Genomic DNA, 17,728 nt, shown 5'->3' with positions numbered 1-17,728 from the left:
CACGGCGTGGCGTTTATTGATGGAAAAACTGGATGGTGGTGGTTTCAGGTGTTGCGGTGTGTCAGTGGGATTCCCCCCCTCACCCCAGCCCTCTCCCCCAAGAGGGGCGAGGGGGAAAGGGAGCAGATTTGTGTAGTTTTCGAGCCTGAGTTCGACGCGATATTTCAGGTCGGAGCCGATCTCGGTGCGCTTCAAATTCTGAGTTCGACTCGGTATCTCACGTCGGTGTACCTCGAAAGAACACCGAGATCAGTCCCCTCTCCCTCTGGGAGAGGGTTAGGGTGAGGGCAATTCCCTCAACATCAAGACCTGTGCAATGCCCAGCAGGTTTGATGAGGGTCCGCTTTTAATCCCGAGCCAACGCCTCAATCGGATCAAGCCGCGAAGCATTCCGTGCCGGCACAAAGCCGAACACAATCCCGATCAACGTCGAGCACACCACCGCCGTAAGCACCGACGCCAGCGAAAACACCATCTCCCACTCCTTGATAAACACCGAAAACAAATGCCCGATCGCATACGACAGGGAAATCCCGATCGCCCCGCCCAACAGACACACCATCACCGCCTCCACCAGAAACTGCTGACGAATGTCCGACTGCCGCGCGCCCACTGCCATACGAATACCAATCTCGCGGGTCCGTTCGGTCACCGACACCAGCATGATATTCATAACCCCGATGCCGCCCACCACCAAAGAAATCACCGCAATCAGCGACAGCAACAACGCCAGCGAGCGGCTGGTTTTCTGCACGGTCTGCAAGACGCTGTCGAGGTTGTTGGTGAAAAAATCCTTGGTGCCGTGACGTTGCAGCAACAGTTGGGTGACGTGCTCTTCCACCACTTTACTTGGTTGGCCGTCCTTCATGCGCACGCTGATGCTGTCCAGATAACGCTGGCCCAACACCCGCCCGGCGGCGGTTTCGTAGGGCACCCAGACGTTGAGGGTTTTGCCCGAAGCGAAGAGGCTTTTATCCTGCGCGGCCACGCCGATCACTGTGCACGGCAGGTTGCCGATCAAAATCACCTGGCCTAACGGGTCAACATCCTGCCCGAACAGACGCTGACGGGTGTTGTGATCGATGACCACCACCTGTGCCTGGCGTCGCGCATCGTTCTCGCTGAACGGGATCCCGGCGGCCATCTTGATCCCGCGCACCTTGAAGTATTGGTCGCTGACGCCGTTGACCTGCGCATCCAGGTCGATATTGCGATAACGCAGCAACAGGCTGCGGCCAATCATCGGCGTGGCGCTGTCGACGTAGTACAGCTGATTCAGGGCGGTGACATCGGCAGGCGTCAGGGTTTCGATGGCCGCCGCACGTTTGTCGCCGTAACTGCTGCCGGGATAGACATCGATGGTGTTGCTGCCAATCGCCGCGATGTCCTTGAGCACGTAGTTCTTCGCGCCCTCCCCAACTGCGGAAATCGACACCACCGAGGTGATGCCAATGACAATGCCAAGCATGGTCAGCAAGGTGCGCATGCGGTGGGAAATCAACGCCACCCAGGCCATGGCGAACGCTTCTTTGAACAGCCCGAGACTGGCCACCAACCGCCGTGAAGCTGTGGCTTTCGGGGCTACCGGTTCTTCGCTGAGCAGGTGCGTGGTGTCGCGCTCGTTGGCGCGGTCGCTGAGGATTTCGCCGTCACTTACTTCAATGATGCGCTCGGCATTGGCCGCGACTTTCGGGTCGTGAGTCACCAGAATCACCGTGTGCCCTGCCGCGTGCAGCTCCAGCAGGATACGCATCACCTCTTTGCCGCTGGCAGTGTCGAGGGCGCCCGTCGGCTCGTCGGCGAGGATCACTTCGCCGCCATTCATCAAGGCCCGGGCGATACTCACCCGCTGCTGCTGGCCGCCGGAGAGCTGGCTCGGCCGATGCGTCAAATGCCCTTCCAGGCCCAGCCGCGCCAGCAACTCGCGGGCACGGGCATGGCGCTGAAGCTGCGGCGTCCCGGCGTAAATCGCCGGCATCTCGACGTTGTGCATCGCGCTCAAATGCGGCAGCAAGTGGTAGCGCTGAAAGATGAAACCGAAGTAGTCGCGGCGCAGTTCGGCCAGGGCCTGATTGTCGAGATCGCGGGTTTCCTGGCCGTTGATCTTGTAGCTGCCGGCGGTGGCGTAATCGAGGCAACCGAGGATGTTCATCAGCGTCGATTTGCCCGAGCCAGAGGCGCCAATGATCGCGACCATTTCCCCGGCATTGATCGTCAGGTTGATGTTCTTCAGCGCGAGAAACTCGCGGTCGCCAGCGGTGAAACTGCGGGTGATTCCGGTCAGTTGTAGCAGTGGCTCAGTCATACTCAGGCCCCCGCGACATTGGTCAGCGGATCACCGATGACCACGCGATCACCTTCCGCCAAGCCATCATTGATCTGCACTTTGACGTTGTTGTTGATCCCGGTCTGCACATTGCGCGACTGCGCGTGGCCCTTGGCGTCCAGCACCCGTACCGGAAAACTGCCATCGGCATTGCGCGGCCCGAGCGCCGCGACCGGCACGGTCAGCACCGACTTGGCGGTGTCGAGGATAATGCGCACCTGCGCGGTCATCGAAATGCGCAAACGATGGTCAGGGTTCGGCACCTCGAACAAGGCGTTGTAGAACACCGCGCTGCTTTGCTTCGGCGTACCGGCGGGCGGCGTTTCAAGAAAGTTCTGTGGCGCCGGGTCCGTGCCGCGCAATTTCGCGTAGTAACGTTTGTCCTCGCCGAGAATGGTGAAATACACCTCTTGCCCCGGCGCAATGTGAATCACATCGGCTTCGGACACCTGCGCTTTCACCGTCATGGTGTCCAGATCCGCCAGTTTCAGCAGGACCGGCGCCAGTTGGCTGGCGATCACCGTTTGCCCTTCTTGAGTGACCACGCCGACCACGTCGCCATCGATCGGCGCAACGATGCGCGTATACGCCAGATTGACCTTGGCCGTGTCGATCTGGATGTGCGCGCTTTTGATCTGCGCATCCAGTGACATCAGGTTGGCCTGTTGTACCTGATAGTTCGACTCGGCGTTTTCGAAATCCTGGCGCGAAATCGACGCGTCGTTCTGCAGGTTCTTGTAGCGCTCGTAAATCGCTTTGGTCTGCCTTAGTTGAGCCTGCGTGGCGCGTTTTTGTGCCTGCAGGTTTTCCTCATCAACCTGGGCCTGACGCAGGGTGTTCTGCAATACCAACGGGTCGATTTCCGCCAGCCACTGGCCCTTCTTCACCTTGTCGCCGACCTTGACCTTGAGCGACTTCAATTGCCCTGACACTTGCGCACCGACGTCAACTTGTTTGATGCCTTCAAGCAACCCGGTGGCCAGCACCGCGTTTTCAATATCACTGCGTTCAACCGGCGCGGTCAGGTATTGCGGCGCCTCGGCCGGTGCCTGCACCGCGTAGAACGCCAATCCCGCCACTGCCACCAACGCCAAACCCATACCGACTTTGCGCAACTTCGACTTTTCCATAAATAACCACAAGTCCGTTCAGGGGTGAGCCCGGCCAGCGGCCGGGCTCTGTTAGATAAACAACAATCAGGAAACCACTTGGCCGGCCGGCACCTTCAGGCCGTCATGCCACCACGCCGCAAGACTGAAGACGTTGGGCGCCTTGAGAATCGTGAAGTGGTTGCCCGGCCCGTACCACACCGCCAGATCGGCAACCTGGCGCTGCCAGCCTTCGACCATCGCCGCTTGCTCGCGCTGATTGCCCCAGGCATCCAGCGTCGGGTCATCGACCAGCGCCAGCCGCACTGGGCCGGTGTAGGCCCGTTGCGGTTGATAAACCGTGCGCAGAGCTGTGGCGAAGGTGCGGACCGGGCCGTGCATCGCATCCGCCGCGGCGCGCTCCGACAGCACGCCAGCGCGCACCATCCCGGCATGCAGCAAGCGCATTTGCGTGGCGTCATCAGCGTCGGCGAACACCTGCGGATCAATCTCCAGCGACTTGCCACTGGACAGTTGCAGGGTGTCGATCAAGCGCTCCAGCGCCGCCGTGCCGGTGTACGGTTTGCCCGCCGTACCGTTGCCGCCCGGCGCTTCGCTGTCGATCAACGTCAGCGATGCCACCTCGCGCCCGGCCGCTTGCAACTGCGCCGCCATGGCATGCGCCACCCAACCGCCAAAGGAATGGCCGATCAGGTGCACCGGGCCTTGCGGGTAAAGCTGCGCGATGGCTTGCAGGTAGAACGCAGCTGCAGCTTCAACCTGACTGTGCGGCACACTGCTGCCGTCCAGCCCGCGCGGTTGCAGGCCGATGATCGGCCACTCCGGCCCGATCGCTTCGGTCAGGTGAATGAACCCGGTGACGCTGTCACCTGCACCCGGCACACAGAAAATCGGCGCATGCCCCAAGTTTCCGCTCTGGATCGTCAGCAGCGGCTGATACACCGCCGTGGCGGGCGCGACTACCGCCTCAAGTGCCTGAGTGATGGCCTGCCCCAATGCCTGAATATGCGGATTTTTCATCATGCTGCGATGATCCCCGGGGATATCAATGCACTGCAACAGACGACTGTCGAAGCGCTCCTCCCAACCGCGTGTCGGGCTTGGCACAGACTGCCCGTCCATTAACGCCTGAGCGCGGAACAGATGGATCGTCTGGCTCGCCGGGCTGACCCGGTAATGCGCCAAGGCCAAGCGATGCGCCGCCTCGCGATCGAAGTAATGCCAGGCATCCGCTGCGCTGACCGTGGCCAGTTCCGGATCGGTCAGTTGCTGCACCTGGCAACGCTGGAACAGCGCGTGGAAATCCAACTGCTCCATCTCGGCTTCCAGAGCCTCGACCGACGCCAACGCGGCGGCGCCATCGGCACCGAGCATCAGCGCACGCCCCCGGCAATGCCCAAGCAACTGGCGCTTGTCGAGATCCTTGCCGCTCCACATCGCCTTGTCCTGGGCCAGCGAGTTGGGCGCGTAGCTGTCGAGCATGCCGATGAACTCCACCGGTTGATCCTGGCCAAGCAATTGTTGAGCGACCTCATGGGCCAGCACCCCGCCGAACGACCAGCCCGCCAGACGATACGGCCCGTGTGGCTGCACCGAACGGATGATCCCGGCCATCCGCGTGGCCATGCATTCGATTGTGCGTAGCTGTGGCTGACCCAGCGGCACGCCGGGCAGGCCATAAATCGCAAACTCGCCGCCAATGTGCTGCGCCAGCGTCGGGAAATACACGTCGCGGCCACTGAATTCATGCACCAGGAACAGCGGCGTACCGATATCCCCGGCACGAACTACGACCAGACCCTCGGGTTGCCCGGCCATTTCGTCCTGAGCGAGCAACGCCGCAGCCGACTCGATGCTCGGGTGCTGGAACACTTCGGCCAGCGACACTTGCAGTCCGCCGCGTTGCAGCAGATTGACCAGCCGCACCGCGAGCAACGAATGCCCACCCAATTCGAAGAAGTTATCGTGACGACCGACCTGCTCGACGCCGAGCACGTCCGCCCAGATCCGCGCCATCGCGGTTTCCACCTCGCCTTGCGGCGCCGCATAAGGACGGTTGATCACTGCGTCTGCGCCCGGCTCCGGCAATGCCTTGCGATCGACCTTGTCGTTGGGGGTCAGCGGCAATGCGTCGAGTAGCACATAGGCGCCGGGCACCATGTATTCCGGCAAACGCTCCAGCACATGAGCGCGCAAGACGTCCAGGCCTGGCGCCTGCACCCCGGCGCGCAGGGTGTACCAGGCGACCAGACGCTCGTCGCGCACCATTACCACTGCTTCGCGGATCGCCGGATGTTCGATCAGCCGCGCTTCGATTTCACCCGGCTCCAGACGCAAGCCGCGCAGCTTGATCTGGAAGTCGTTACGTCCGAGGAACTCCAGATCACCGTCGTTGTTGTAGCGCGCCAGATCGCCGGTGCGGTACAGCCGATCACCGGCCACGAACGGGCTGTCGATGAAACGCTCTGCCTGCATCTGCGGCAATCGGTGATAACCGCGTGCCACACCCACGCCGCCAATGTGCAACTGGCCGCTGACACCCTGCGGCACCGGTTGATCGTAAGCATCGAGGACGTACAAACGCGTGTTACTCAGCGCCTGGCCGATCGGCACCGCGTTGTGCGGTACCGGCTGATCCGGTTCAAGGGTCCAGCCGGTGCTGTCGACCGTGGTTTCGGTCGGGCCGTAAACGTTGTGCAACCGCACCCACGGCAGGCGATCGCGCACCTGCCGCGCCAGCGCCGCGCTGAGTTCGCCACCACCGTTGAGCACATCAGTGAGGCTGGTGCACTGGCTGACGTCGGCCTGCTCAATGAAGTCCTGCAGCAGCGCCGGCACGAACTTGACCACCGTCACTTGCTGCTCGCGAATCGCCTGCACCACATAAGCCGAATCGCGGTTGCCATCGGGCCGTGCCAGCACCAGACGCAGGCCGGAGCACAGTGGCCAGAAGATCTCCCACACCGAACTGTCGAAGCTGAACGGGGCCTTTTGCAGCAAAGCACCATGTTCGGTCGGCGCACTGATCTGCGAGCCCCAATGCACCATGTTGCAGGCGCTGCGGTGCTCGATCATCACGCCTTTCGGCAGGCCGGTGGAGCCTGAGGTGTAGATCATATAGGCGAGGTTCGCGGCACTCAGGCCGTGCACCTGCGGATCATGATCAGGCAGCTGTTGCCAGTGACCTTGGTCGAGGTCGATCAAGTTCGTTGCAGGCGCGGCGAACAGCGCACGCGTCGCCGCTTGCACCAGCAGCGCGACCGGTGCGCTGTCCTCGAGCATGTAGGCCAGACGTTCCGCCGGATACCCCGGATCCAGCGGCACATAGGCCCCGCCGGCCTTCAGAATGCCGAGCAGACCAACCACCAGATCCAGCCCGCGCTCGACGCAAATCGCCACGCGTGAATCCGGCTGCACGCCCTGTTCGCGCAAGTGATGAGCCAGTTGATTGGCCCGTGCATTGAGTTCGCGATAGGTGAGGCACCCGGATTCGGACTGCACGGCGATGGCCTCGGGTTTAACCCGCACCTGCGCTTCAAACAAGCAGTGCAACGGCTGTTCCAGCGGGCAGTCGACTTCGCTCGCGTTGAAGTCGTGCAACAGGCGCTGACGTTCGTCCTGCGCCAGCAACGGCACCTGCTCCAGCAGCGTTTGTTCATCGCTCACCAGCGCAGCGAGCAAGCGCTGGAAGTAACCGACAAAACGCCGCACCGTCGATTCATCGAACAACGCCGTGGCATAACGCAGCGAGCCGCGAACGCCATCGGCGCTATCGCCGAGACTCAGCGACAGGTCGAACTTCACAAAGTGGCTTTCCCCCGGCACGCCTTCCAGCGTCAGGTCGCCAAGTTGCAGGCTCGGGCCGTCATTGTTGTCCCAGCTCAACAGTGTCTGGAACAACGCGCTGTGGGCCAGACTGCGCAGCGGTTTGCTGATGTCCACCACGTGTTCGAACGGCAGATCCTGATGCGCCTGCGCCGCGAGGGTTTGCGCCTTGACCCGCGCCAGCAACGCTTCGCCGCTGAGTGCGCCAGAGGTGTCGATGCGCAGGGCCAGGGTGTTGACGAACATACCGATCAAGCCTTCGATCTCGGCGCGGGTGCGGTTGGCCACCGGCGAGCCGATGACCACGTCGGTCTGGCCGGACAAGCGACTGAGCAACATCGCCCAGGCGCTGAGGATCACCATGTACGGCGTCACAGCGCGACGTTGGCACAGCGCTTTCAGTCCACGACTCAGCGGCGCGCCCAGCACCACGTCGACATGGCTGCCGGCAAAGTCCTGTTGCGCCGGACGCGGACGATCGGTCGGCAGCGTCAGCAACGCCGGAGCACCGGCCAGGGTCTGCTGCCAGTAATCGCTCTGCCGTTGCAGCACCTCGCCACTGAGCCAACGGCGTTGCCACACCGCGTAATCGCTGTACTGCAGCGCCAGCGCTGGCAACGGGTCTTGCTGGTCATGGCTGAAGGCTTGATACAGCGCCGCCAACTCGCGGGTCAGCACAGCCATCGACCAGCCATCGGAGATGATGTGATGCAGCGTCAGCAACAGCACATGGTGATCGTCGGCCAGACGCACCAGACGTCCGCGAATCAGCGAATCGCGAGCAAGATTGAACGGTGCGCCGGCTTGCTCCTCGATCAGCCCACGCAAGGCGTTATCGGCCTGCGGGTGCTGGCGCAAATCTTCAACTTGCAGCAACAGCGCGGCCTCGGCCGGCACGATCAGCACCTGCGCTTGATCGTCGACCTGGGTGAAGCGGCTGCGCAGGGTTTCGTGGCGCTCGACAATACGCGCCAGTGCCCGTTGCAGCGCGTCTTCATCCAGCCGCCCGCGCAGACGCAGGCCCAGCGGAATGTTGTACGCCGTGTTGCCACCGTCCATTTGCGCCAGGAACCACAGACGCTGTTGCGCAAACGACAGCGGCAGCACTTGATCACGCGCTGCGGGCACAATCTCCGGCAACGTGCTGCGCGCAGCCCGGCTTAACACTTGCGCCACGGCCGCCAACTCGGGATTGGCGAACAGCTCGGCCAGGGTCAGCTCCACATCCAGCTGTTGGCGAACCTGCGACAGCATGCGCATCGCCAGCAACGAATGCCCGCCTAGCTCAAAGAAATTGTCGTGTCGTCCCACCTGCTCGACCTGCAACAATCCGGCCCAGATGCGCGCTAGGTTTTCCTCCAGCGCCGTGGTCGGTGCCATATAGACCCGGCTGAGCATGGCGGCCTGGGTCGGTGCCGGCAGCGCCTTGCGGTCGATCTTGCCGTTGTTATTCAGCGGCAACGCCTCCAGTTGCACCCAGGCCGTCGGCAGCATGTACTCCGGCAAGCGCGCCGACAGTTCGGCGTGCAGCTCAACGCTGTCGAGTTGTCCCTCTTGCGCGGTGAAATAGGCGACCAGACGCGTGGCGTCCTGAGCGTCGCGGCGCGCCAGCACCACGGCTTCCTTGATCCCCGCGCAGTTCAGCAGGCGGTTTTCGATTTCACCCAATTCGATGCGGAAACCACGGATTTTCACCTGATCGTCGTTGCGCCCGACGCAATCGAGTTGCCCCGGCGCCAGCCAGCGCGCGAGGTCACCGGTGCGATACAGCAACGCACCGGGTTTATCGCTGAACGGATCGCGGAGGAATTTCTCGGCGGTCAGATCCGCCCGGTTCAGATAACCCAGCGCCACGCCCTGCCCGCCGATATACAGCTCACCGGTCACGCCCATCGGCACTGGTTGCTGATGCGCATCGAGCACATAGACCTGGGTATTGGAAATCGGTCCACCGATCGGCACGCTCTCGGCATTTTCCGCCACCTCCCGCACTTCGAACGTCGTGGCGTAGGTGGTGGTTTCGGTCGGTCCGTAGCAATGCACGATGCGCAGTTGCGGCGCTTCGGCCAGCAGCGTGCGGAACGCCGCCGGATCACCGCGCTCGCCACCACAGAGCAGAATGCGCAGGCCTTTGAGCGTATGCGGGATGAGTTGCACGTACTGGTTGAACAACGCCGTGGTGACGAACAGGATCGTCGCGCCACTGCCACTCAGTTCACGGCCAAAGGCCTGCGGATCCAGCAGGGTCTGATGGTCGATGATCACCACGCGACCACCGTTGAGCAACGGCCCCCAGATGTCCATGGTGCTGGCGTCGAACGCCGGGTTCGAGGCGAACACCACGCGATCCTGCGCATTGAAATCGGCGTAACCGTTATTGAGCACCAAGCGGCCGATGCCACGGTGCGGCACCATCACGCCTTTCGGCGTGCCGGTGGAGCCGGAGGTGTACATGATGTACGCCAGCGACTCGGAAGACTGCACCAGGTTAGGGTTGTGTGTCGGTTGATCGCTGAGTTTCAGCCTGTCCAGATCGATACGCGGCGCGGCGTAATCGATGACTTCGCCGCTCAGGGTCAGCAGCGCGGCCGCCCGACAGTCCTCGACCATGAACGCCTGACGTTCGCTCGGTGCATGGATATCGAGCGGCACATAGGCCGCCGCGCACTTGGCAATCGCCAGTTGCGCTACCAGCAGTTCCAGCGAACGTGGCAGCAGAATCGCCACGTGATCCCCCGGTTGCACGCCTTGGCCGATCAGGTGATGAGCCAGGCGATTGGCCTGCGCGTTCAGTTCGAAATAACTCAGCGATTGTGCGCCATGCACCGCCGCCACAGCCTTTGGATGCGCCGCCGCTTGTTGCTGGAAAATCCCGTGCACGGTCAGAGTCTGCGGGTAATCGCGCGCGGTGGCGTTGAACTCGACGAGCAAGCGCTGACGTTCCTCCGCCGCCAGTAACGGCACATGTTCGAGCACCGCGCGATCATCGCTGACCATCGCCTGCAACAGCCGCTGGAAATAGCCGACAAAGCGGCGGATGGTCGATTCGTCGAACAGCGCCGTGGCGTAGTTCAGCGAGCCGCGAATCACCCCGTTGACCTCGCCCAGGGTCAGCGTCAGGTCGAACTTGGCGACCTCGTCCGCGCCGGCCACCGCTTCCAGTGTCAGCTCGCCCAGCGCCAGTTGCGGCCCAATGTGACTGTCCCAGCTCAATGTGGTCTGGAACAGCGGACTGTGCGCCAGGCTGCGCGACGGTCGGGTGATTTCCACCACTTGCTCGAACGGCAAGTCCTGATGCGCCTGCGCTTCCAGTGTCCGCGCCTTGACCCGGGCCAGCAGCGTTTCGACACTCGGCTCGCCCGAAGTATCGATGCGCAGCGCCAGGGTGTTGACGAACATGCCGATCAACCCTTCGATTTCAGCGCGGGTACGGTTGGCCACCGGCGAGCCGATCACCACATCGGCCTGCCCGGACAGACGACTCATCAGCAATGCCCAGGCACTCGTCAGGGTCATGAACAGGGTCACGCCATGCCGCTGGCTCAGGGCTTTGAGTGCGGCGCTCAGGTGTTGCTCCAGCACCACTTCGAGGTTGCTGCCGGCATAATCCTGATGCGCCGGGCGCGGACGATCGGTGGGCAGCGTCAACAGCGCCGGAGCACCGTCGAGGGTTTGTTGCCAGTAATCACTTTGCCGTTGCAGCACTTCACCACTGAGCCAGCGTCGTTGCCACACCGCGTAATCGCCGTATTGCAACGTCAGCGCCGGCAGCGGATCAGGCTGGCGCTGGCTGAACGCCTGATACAACGCCATCAACTCGCGGGTCAGCACGCCCATCGACCAACCGTCGGCGACGATGTGGTGCACGGTCAGCAACAGCACATTGTGGTCGTCGGCCAGATGCAGCAACTGTCCGCGAATCAACGGGTCGTTCTGCAGATCAAACGCCGTAGAGGCCTCCTTCGCCATCAACCTGTGCAAGGTGTCCTCGGCCTGATGCTCTTGGCGCAAATCTTCCACACGCAGCAGCAGGCCGCTGTCGACTGGCGCAATCGTCACCTGCGCAGTGTCATCGCGACTGATGAAACGGCTGCGCAGGGTTTCGTGGCGGGCCACGATGCGCGCGAGCGCCGCTTGCAGCGCATCGATGTCGAGTCGACCGCGCAGGCGCAGGGCGATGGGGATGTTGTACGCCGAGTTGCCGCCCGCCATTTGCGCGAGGAACCACAGGCGTTGCTGGGCGAAGGACAAGGTGCCGTCACGCGTAACCGGGACAATCGACGGCTGGGTGCTGCGCTCGGCACCCGCCAGGCACTCAGCGACCGCCGCCAGTTCGGCTTTGGCGAACAGATCCGCCAACGCCAGCTCCAGCCCCAACCGTTGCCGGACTTGCGCAACCATGCGCATCGCCAGCAACGAATGCCCGCCGAGTTCGAAGAAATGATCATGGCGCCCTACCCGTTCGACCTGCAGCACCTCGGCCCAGATCTGCGCCAGGGTTGTTTCGGTCTCGCCCTGCGGCGCGGCGTAGTCGCGGGTGAACAGCGCGCTCAGCTCCGGTTTCGGCAATGCCTTGCGGTCGACTTTGCCGTTGGCCGTCAGAGGTAAAGCGTCAAGCCGCACGAAAGCCGCCGGCACCATGTACTCCGGCAGTTGCCCCAGCAGATGCGCACGCAACTCGCCGACGTTCAGCGCTTCGCCTAGCGCGGCTTCGGTGAAATACGCCACCAGTCGCGGCTGGCCGGGCTGATCTTCACGGGCCAGCAGCACGGCGTCCTGAATCCCCGGCAACTGATTAAGGCAGGTCTCGATTTCGCCGAGCTCGATGCGCACGCCACGGATTTTCACCTGATCGTCATTGCGCCCCAGGTATTCCAGCGTGCCGTCTTCGCGCCAGCGCGCAAGGTCACCGGTGCGGTACATCCGCGCGTTCGGCAAACGGCTGAACGGGTCGCGCAGAAAACGTTCGGCGGTCATTTGCGGGCGATTCAAATAGCCACGGGCGACGCCGGCACCGCCAACGTACAACTCGCCCATCACCCCCAGTGGCACCGGACGCTGCTGCTCATCGAGCAGGTAGACACTGGCATTGCTCAGCGGTTTGCCGATGTGCAGCACCTGCCCCGCCTTGATCAACCCGGACGTGGCAACCACCGTGGCCTCGGTCGGGCCGTAGTTGTTGATCACTTGAAAAGGCTGTGCACGGCTGAACTGGCGCAGCCGGTCACCGCCGATCAGCAGGGTTTTAAGGGTTGGATGCGCCTGCTCCTGGCTGAAGGCGTACTCGGCCACCGGGGTTGGCAGGAAGCTCACGTCCAGCGGCTGTGCGCGCCACCAGTCGAGCATTGCATCGATGTCTTCGTTGCCATCGTGGGCCGGCGCCAGATGCAGGGTCGCGCCGACGCACAACGCCGGCCAGACTTCCCAGGCCATGGCGTCGAAACCGAAGCCGGCGAGGCTTGAAGTGTGGCTGCCGGCGCGCAGATCGAACGCCGCACAATGCCAGTCGACCAGGTTGCTCAGGGTGCGGTGCTCGACCATCACACCTTTCGGCAGCCCGGTGGAGCCAGAGGTGTAGATCACATACGCCAGGTGTTGCGGTGTCAGCGCCAGCACTGACGGAGTGTCGATTCTGCTGCTTGGCCACTGGCGCAGATCGAGATCGATCACCGGCACTCGCAGCACCGGCAGGCGTGCGCGCAGTTCGCTCTGGGTCAACACCGCAACCGGCGCGCTGTCCTCCAGCAGATAGTTCAGCCGCTCCGTTGGATGCGTCGGGTCCACCGGTACATAACCGGCGCCCGCCTTGAGAATCGCTACCAGTCCGACCAGCGTATCGAGCCCGCGACGGCCAACGATGGCCACACGATCATCAGGCCGCACACCCGCTTCGATCAGGTGATGCGCCAAAGCGTTGGCCTGCTGGTCGAGTTCGGCGTAACTCAAGCTCGCGCCAGCGAAAATCGCCGCCAGCGCGTGCGGTCGCGCAGCCACTTGCTGCTCGAAACGCTGGCCGATCGTCAGCCCCTGAGGGAAATCGGCGCGGGTGGCGTTAAAGCCGATCAATAGCTGCTCGCGCTCAGCGGCCGACAGGATCGACAAGCGTTCGAAGCCTTGATGCGGTGCCTGTTCCAGCGCTTGCACAAGGCTGTGCAAGGCACATTGCAGATAGTCGCAAGTACGCCGCGCGTCGATGCCGGCGCCGGCCAATGCGCTGAGGCTGAAGCCTTCGCCGAGGTCGTCGACGCTAAGGGTCAGGCGATAGTTGCTGTGCTCCTCGGCTTCCAGCAATTGCATGCCGTGCCAGGCCGCCGCAGCCTCGGCCGAACTCGACGACGCCGCAGCCCCGTGGCGATAGTTGAACAGGGTGCTGAACAGCGGCGTGGTCGGCGCCATCGCACTGCAATGCTGGATGCGCGCCAGCTGCGCGTGTTCGTGCTGGAGCAATTGGCTCAGCCGTTGATGGGTAGCCAAAGCCGCGCCTTTGACACTGTGCGCGGTCAGATCGATGCGCAGCGGCAAGGTATTGATAAACACCCCGAGGGCACGCTCGGCGCCCTCGCCGCCGTGCAAGCGCCCGAGCAATACCGTGCCGAACACCACATCATCGCGGCCCGACAACTGTCCGAGCACCTGCGCCCAGGCCAGGTGCATCAGGCTCGCGGCGCTGACGCCCAGACGCCGTGCCTGCTGGCGGATGTCGCGGCTCAGACCGAGGTCGAGGGTCAACCGCGCCTGCTCAGCCAGCCCTTCCTGTGCCGGGGCCTGGCCGTAAGGCAAGGTTGGCTCGTCAACGTCGCCGAGCATGTCGCGGAAGAAGCTTTCATGCTGCTCATCGCTCATTCCGGCCAAGGTCTGCGCCACGTAGTTTCGATATGGCACCGGCTCGGCGAGACGTTGTGGCTGGCCGCTGAGGAAGGCCTGCATTTCGTGTTGCAGCACTTCCAGCGCGACGTGATCCATCACCAGATGATGGAACAGCAGCAACGCGACAACCCGCTGATTGACCGCGTCCCATGAGTGGACCACGCGCATCAGCGGCGCCTGATTGACGGCCATGCGGTAATGGCCGGCATCGAAGCGAGCGCGCAACTGCGCCAGTGCATCGCCGTTCATGTCCTCCAGCGCCATACCTTCGCGGGCCAGTGACGCCTGGCGCCAAACCACTTGCACCGGGTCTTCGAGGCCTTCCCAGAACAGCGAGGTGCGCAGAATGTCGTGGCGCTGGATGACGCTCTGCAAGGCCTCGGTGAAGGTGTTCAGGCGCTGTTCATCGGCGAACGCAAACTGTGCCTGCAACACGTAGGGGTCACCCTGAGCGGCCGCCAGATGATGGAACAGAATGCCCGTCTGCAGCGGCGCCAGCGGGTAAATGTCCTGCACATTGGCCGCGCCGCCCGGGATGCTGGCAACGATGCGGTCAAGGCTCGCTTGATCGAGCATCACCAGTGGCAGCAGTTCCGGCGTGATACGCGTGCAGTCCGGCGTAATGCGGTTGGCCGGGACCTCGGCTTGCGGTTCGCCACCGACGGCCGCCGCCAACGCGGCGAGCGTCGGCTGGTTGAACAGCACGCGAATGTCGGCGCTGAGGCCGGCACGACGCATTTTCGCCAGCAGATTCACCGCCATCAACGAGTGCCCACCCAACTCGAAGAAGTGGTCGTGACGCCCTACCCGTTCGACGTTGAGCAACTCGGCCCAGAGCGCGGCGAGCAGGGTTTCCACTTCGCCGACCGGCGCCTCGTATTCACGCGCGACCAATGCCGTCAGATCCGGCGCTGGCAATGCCTTGCGATCGAGTTTGCCGTTCGGGCTCAGTGGCAGCACATCGAGGTGCACGAACACCACAGGCACCATGTAGTCCGGCAGATGCTCCAGCAAATGGCTGCGCAGCGTTTCGATGTCCGACCGCTCCCCGGTGTAATAGGCGATCAGACGCTTGTCGCCGGGCACGTCTTCGCGGGCCAGCACCACCGCTTCCTGCACCCCCTCGATCTGGGTCAGGCGTGCCTGGATTTCACCCAGTTCGATGCGCAAGCCACGGATTTTCACCTGGTCGTCGTTGCGGCCCAGGTATTCGATGTTGCCGTCGGCCAGATAGCGGGCGACGTCGCCGGTGCGGTACATGCGGCCATTGGCCTGGAACGGATCATCGAGGAAGCGTTCCGCGCTCAGTTCTGGTCGGTTGAGGTAACCACGGGCCACCTGCACGCCACCGATGTACAGCTCACCGACAACACCTTGCGGCACCGGTTGTTTTTGGCTATCGAGGATGTACATGCGGGTGTTGGCGATCGGTTTGCCGATCGGCGTGTTGTCCGGGGTTTGCTCCAGCGGCCCGGCGCAATTCCACGCGGTCACGTCGACGGCGGCTTCGGTCGGGCCATAGAGGTTGTGCAACGCACTGCCCGGCAATTGCCGTTTGAACCACCGCACCAGACCGCCCGGCAATGCTTCGCCGCTGCACATCACCTGACGCAGTCCCGAGCAACGCGCGCTGTCGCCATGGGCAAGGAACACGTCGAGCATCGATGGCACGAAGTGCAGCGTGGTAATCCGTTCTTGCTCGATGATTTCGCTGAGATACAGCGGATCCTTGTGACCACCGGGCTGCGCCATGACCAGACGTGCACCGGTCATCAGCGGCCAGAAAAACTCCCACACCGACACGTCAAAACTGAACGGCGTCTTCTGCAACACCGTGTCCGCTGCTGTCAGTGGGTAGGCGTCCTGCATCCACAGCAAGCGGTTGACTACCCCGGTGTGTTCGTTGATCACGCCTTTTGGCTGGCCGGTCGAACCGGAGGTGTAGATCACGTACGCCATGTGTTGCGGGGTCAGCTCGGCGGTCGGCAGAGGGTCGCTCGGCAGCGACTGCCAGTGCGCTTGATCGAGATCAATCACAGGCAGGGTGACGTCACCGAGCAGCCCGCGAGTGGAACCTTGTACCAGCACCGCCAGCGGCGCGCTGTCGTCCAGCATGTAGGCCAGACGTTCCCGCGGATACGCCGGGTCCAGCGGCACATAACCGCCGCCAGACTTGAGGATCGCCAGCAGGCCGACAACCATGTCCAGACCGCGCTCGACGCAAATCGCCACCCGCGAATCCGCCTGCACACCCAAGCTACGCAGGTGCCGCGCCAGTTGGTTGGCCTTGGCGTCCAGCTCGGCATAGGTCAGGCGCTGCTCACCGGCGACTACCGCCGGCGCCTGTGGCGTGCGCACCACTTGCGCCTCGAACAGACCGTGGAGGGTCTGCTCAAGGTTGTAATCCACTGCCGTGGCATTGAAATCATTCAGCAGCCGCTGTTGTTCGTCCTCTGCCAATAGCGGTGCGTGTTCCAGCACCGTTTGATCATTGGCGACCATCGCCTGCAACAGGCGCTGGAAATAGCCGGCAAAACGCAGCACCGTCGCCTCGTCGAACAGCGCCGTGGCGTACTCCAGCGAACCACGAATTACACCGTTGGACTCGCTCAGGTTCAGCGACACATCAAACTTGGCGAAGTGACTCGGCTCCGCCACGCCTTCCAGGGTCAAATCACCGAGGGCCAGCGCCGGGCCTTGCAGACCGTCCCAACTGAGCAACGTCTGGAACACCGGACTGTGCGCCAGACTGCGCAGTGGACGAGCAACTTCCACCACCTGCTCGAACGGCAGATCCTGATGCGCCTGCGCCGCCAGCGTCAGCGCCTTGACTCGGGCCAGCAGCGCTTCGACGCTGAGTTCGCCCGAGGTGTCGATGCGCAACGCCAGGGTGTTGACGAACATGCCGATCAAGCCTTCGATCTCGGCACGACTGCGGTTGGCCACAGGCGAGCCGATCACTACCTCAGACTGACCGGACAAACGACTGAGCAGCATCGCCCAGGCGCTCATCAGCGTCATGTACAGCGTCACGCCATGACGCTGACCCAGCGCCCTGAGGCCGGCACTCAAACGTTCATCGAGCACGACTTCGACGCTGCTGCCGGCGTAATCCTGCTGCGCCGGTCGTGCACGATCGGTCGGTAAGAGCAACAGCGCCGGCGCGCCCGCCAGCGTCTGCTGCCAGTATTCGCTCTGGCGCTGCAGCACCTCGCCGCTCAGCCAGCGCCGCTGCCACACCGCGTAATCGGTGTATTGCAGCGCCAGCGGCGGCAGTGGATCCGCCTGCCCCTGACTGAACGCCTGATACAGCGCCATCAGTTCGCGGGTCAAAACGCCCATCGACCAACCATCAGAAATGATGTGGTGCATCGTCAGCAACAGCACATGATGATCGTCGGCGAGGCGCACCAACCGGCCGCGAATCAGCGCATCGTCCTGCAAATCGAACGGCCCGGACGCTTCGCCCTGAATCAGCGCCTGCAAGGTTTCGTCGGCTTGCGGATGCTGGCGCAGATCTTCGACGCGCAGCAACAGGCCGCTGTCGACCGGCGCGATCAGCACCTGTGCCTGATCATTGAACTGGGCGAAACGGCTGCGC

General features: G+C 63.0%; 3 protein-coding genes (1 of these 3 cut by a window edge). All 3 read right to left on the bottom strand.

Annotated features, from left to right (window positions below):
• Positions 1-346 precede the first annotated feature (346 nt).
• Positions 347-2,305: a MacB family efflux pump subunit gene (locus M5G26_RS12820; protein ID WP_273915568.1), complete on the bottom strand. Its 1,959-nt coding sequence runs from the start codon at positions 2,303-2,305 to the stop codon at positions 347-349.
• A gap of 2 nt (positions 2,306-2,307) precedes the next feature.
• Entirely contained in the window at positions 2,308-3,456 is a 1,149-nt protein-coding gene (macA, locus tag M5G26_RS12815) for a macrolide transporter subunit MacA (RefSeq protein WP_273915567.1), read from the bottom strand.
• Positions 3,457-3,522: 66 nt separating this feature from the next.
• Positions 3,523-17,728 carry the 3' portion of a non-ribosomal peptide synthase/polyketide synthase gene (locus M5G26_RS12810; RefSeq protein WP_273915566.1) on the bottom strand. Its footprint extends 3,623 nt past the window's final position, so only the last 14,206 of its 17,829 coding nucleotides appear in the window; the start codon falls outside the window, past its right edge; it ends in the stop codon at positions 3,523-3,525.

The organism is Pseudomonas sp. TNT2022 ID642 (assembly GCF_028656995.1).
GTDB lineage: Bacteria > Pseudomonadota > Gammaproteobacteria > Pseudomonadales > Pseudomonadaceae > Aquipseudomonas.
This window is presented reverse-complemented; position numbering and strand designations above follow the sequence as displayed.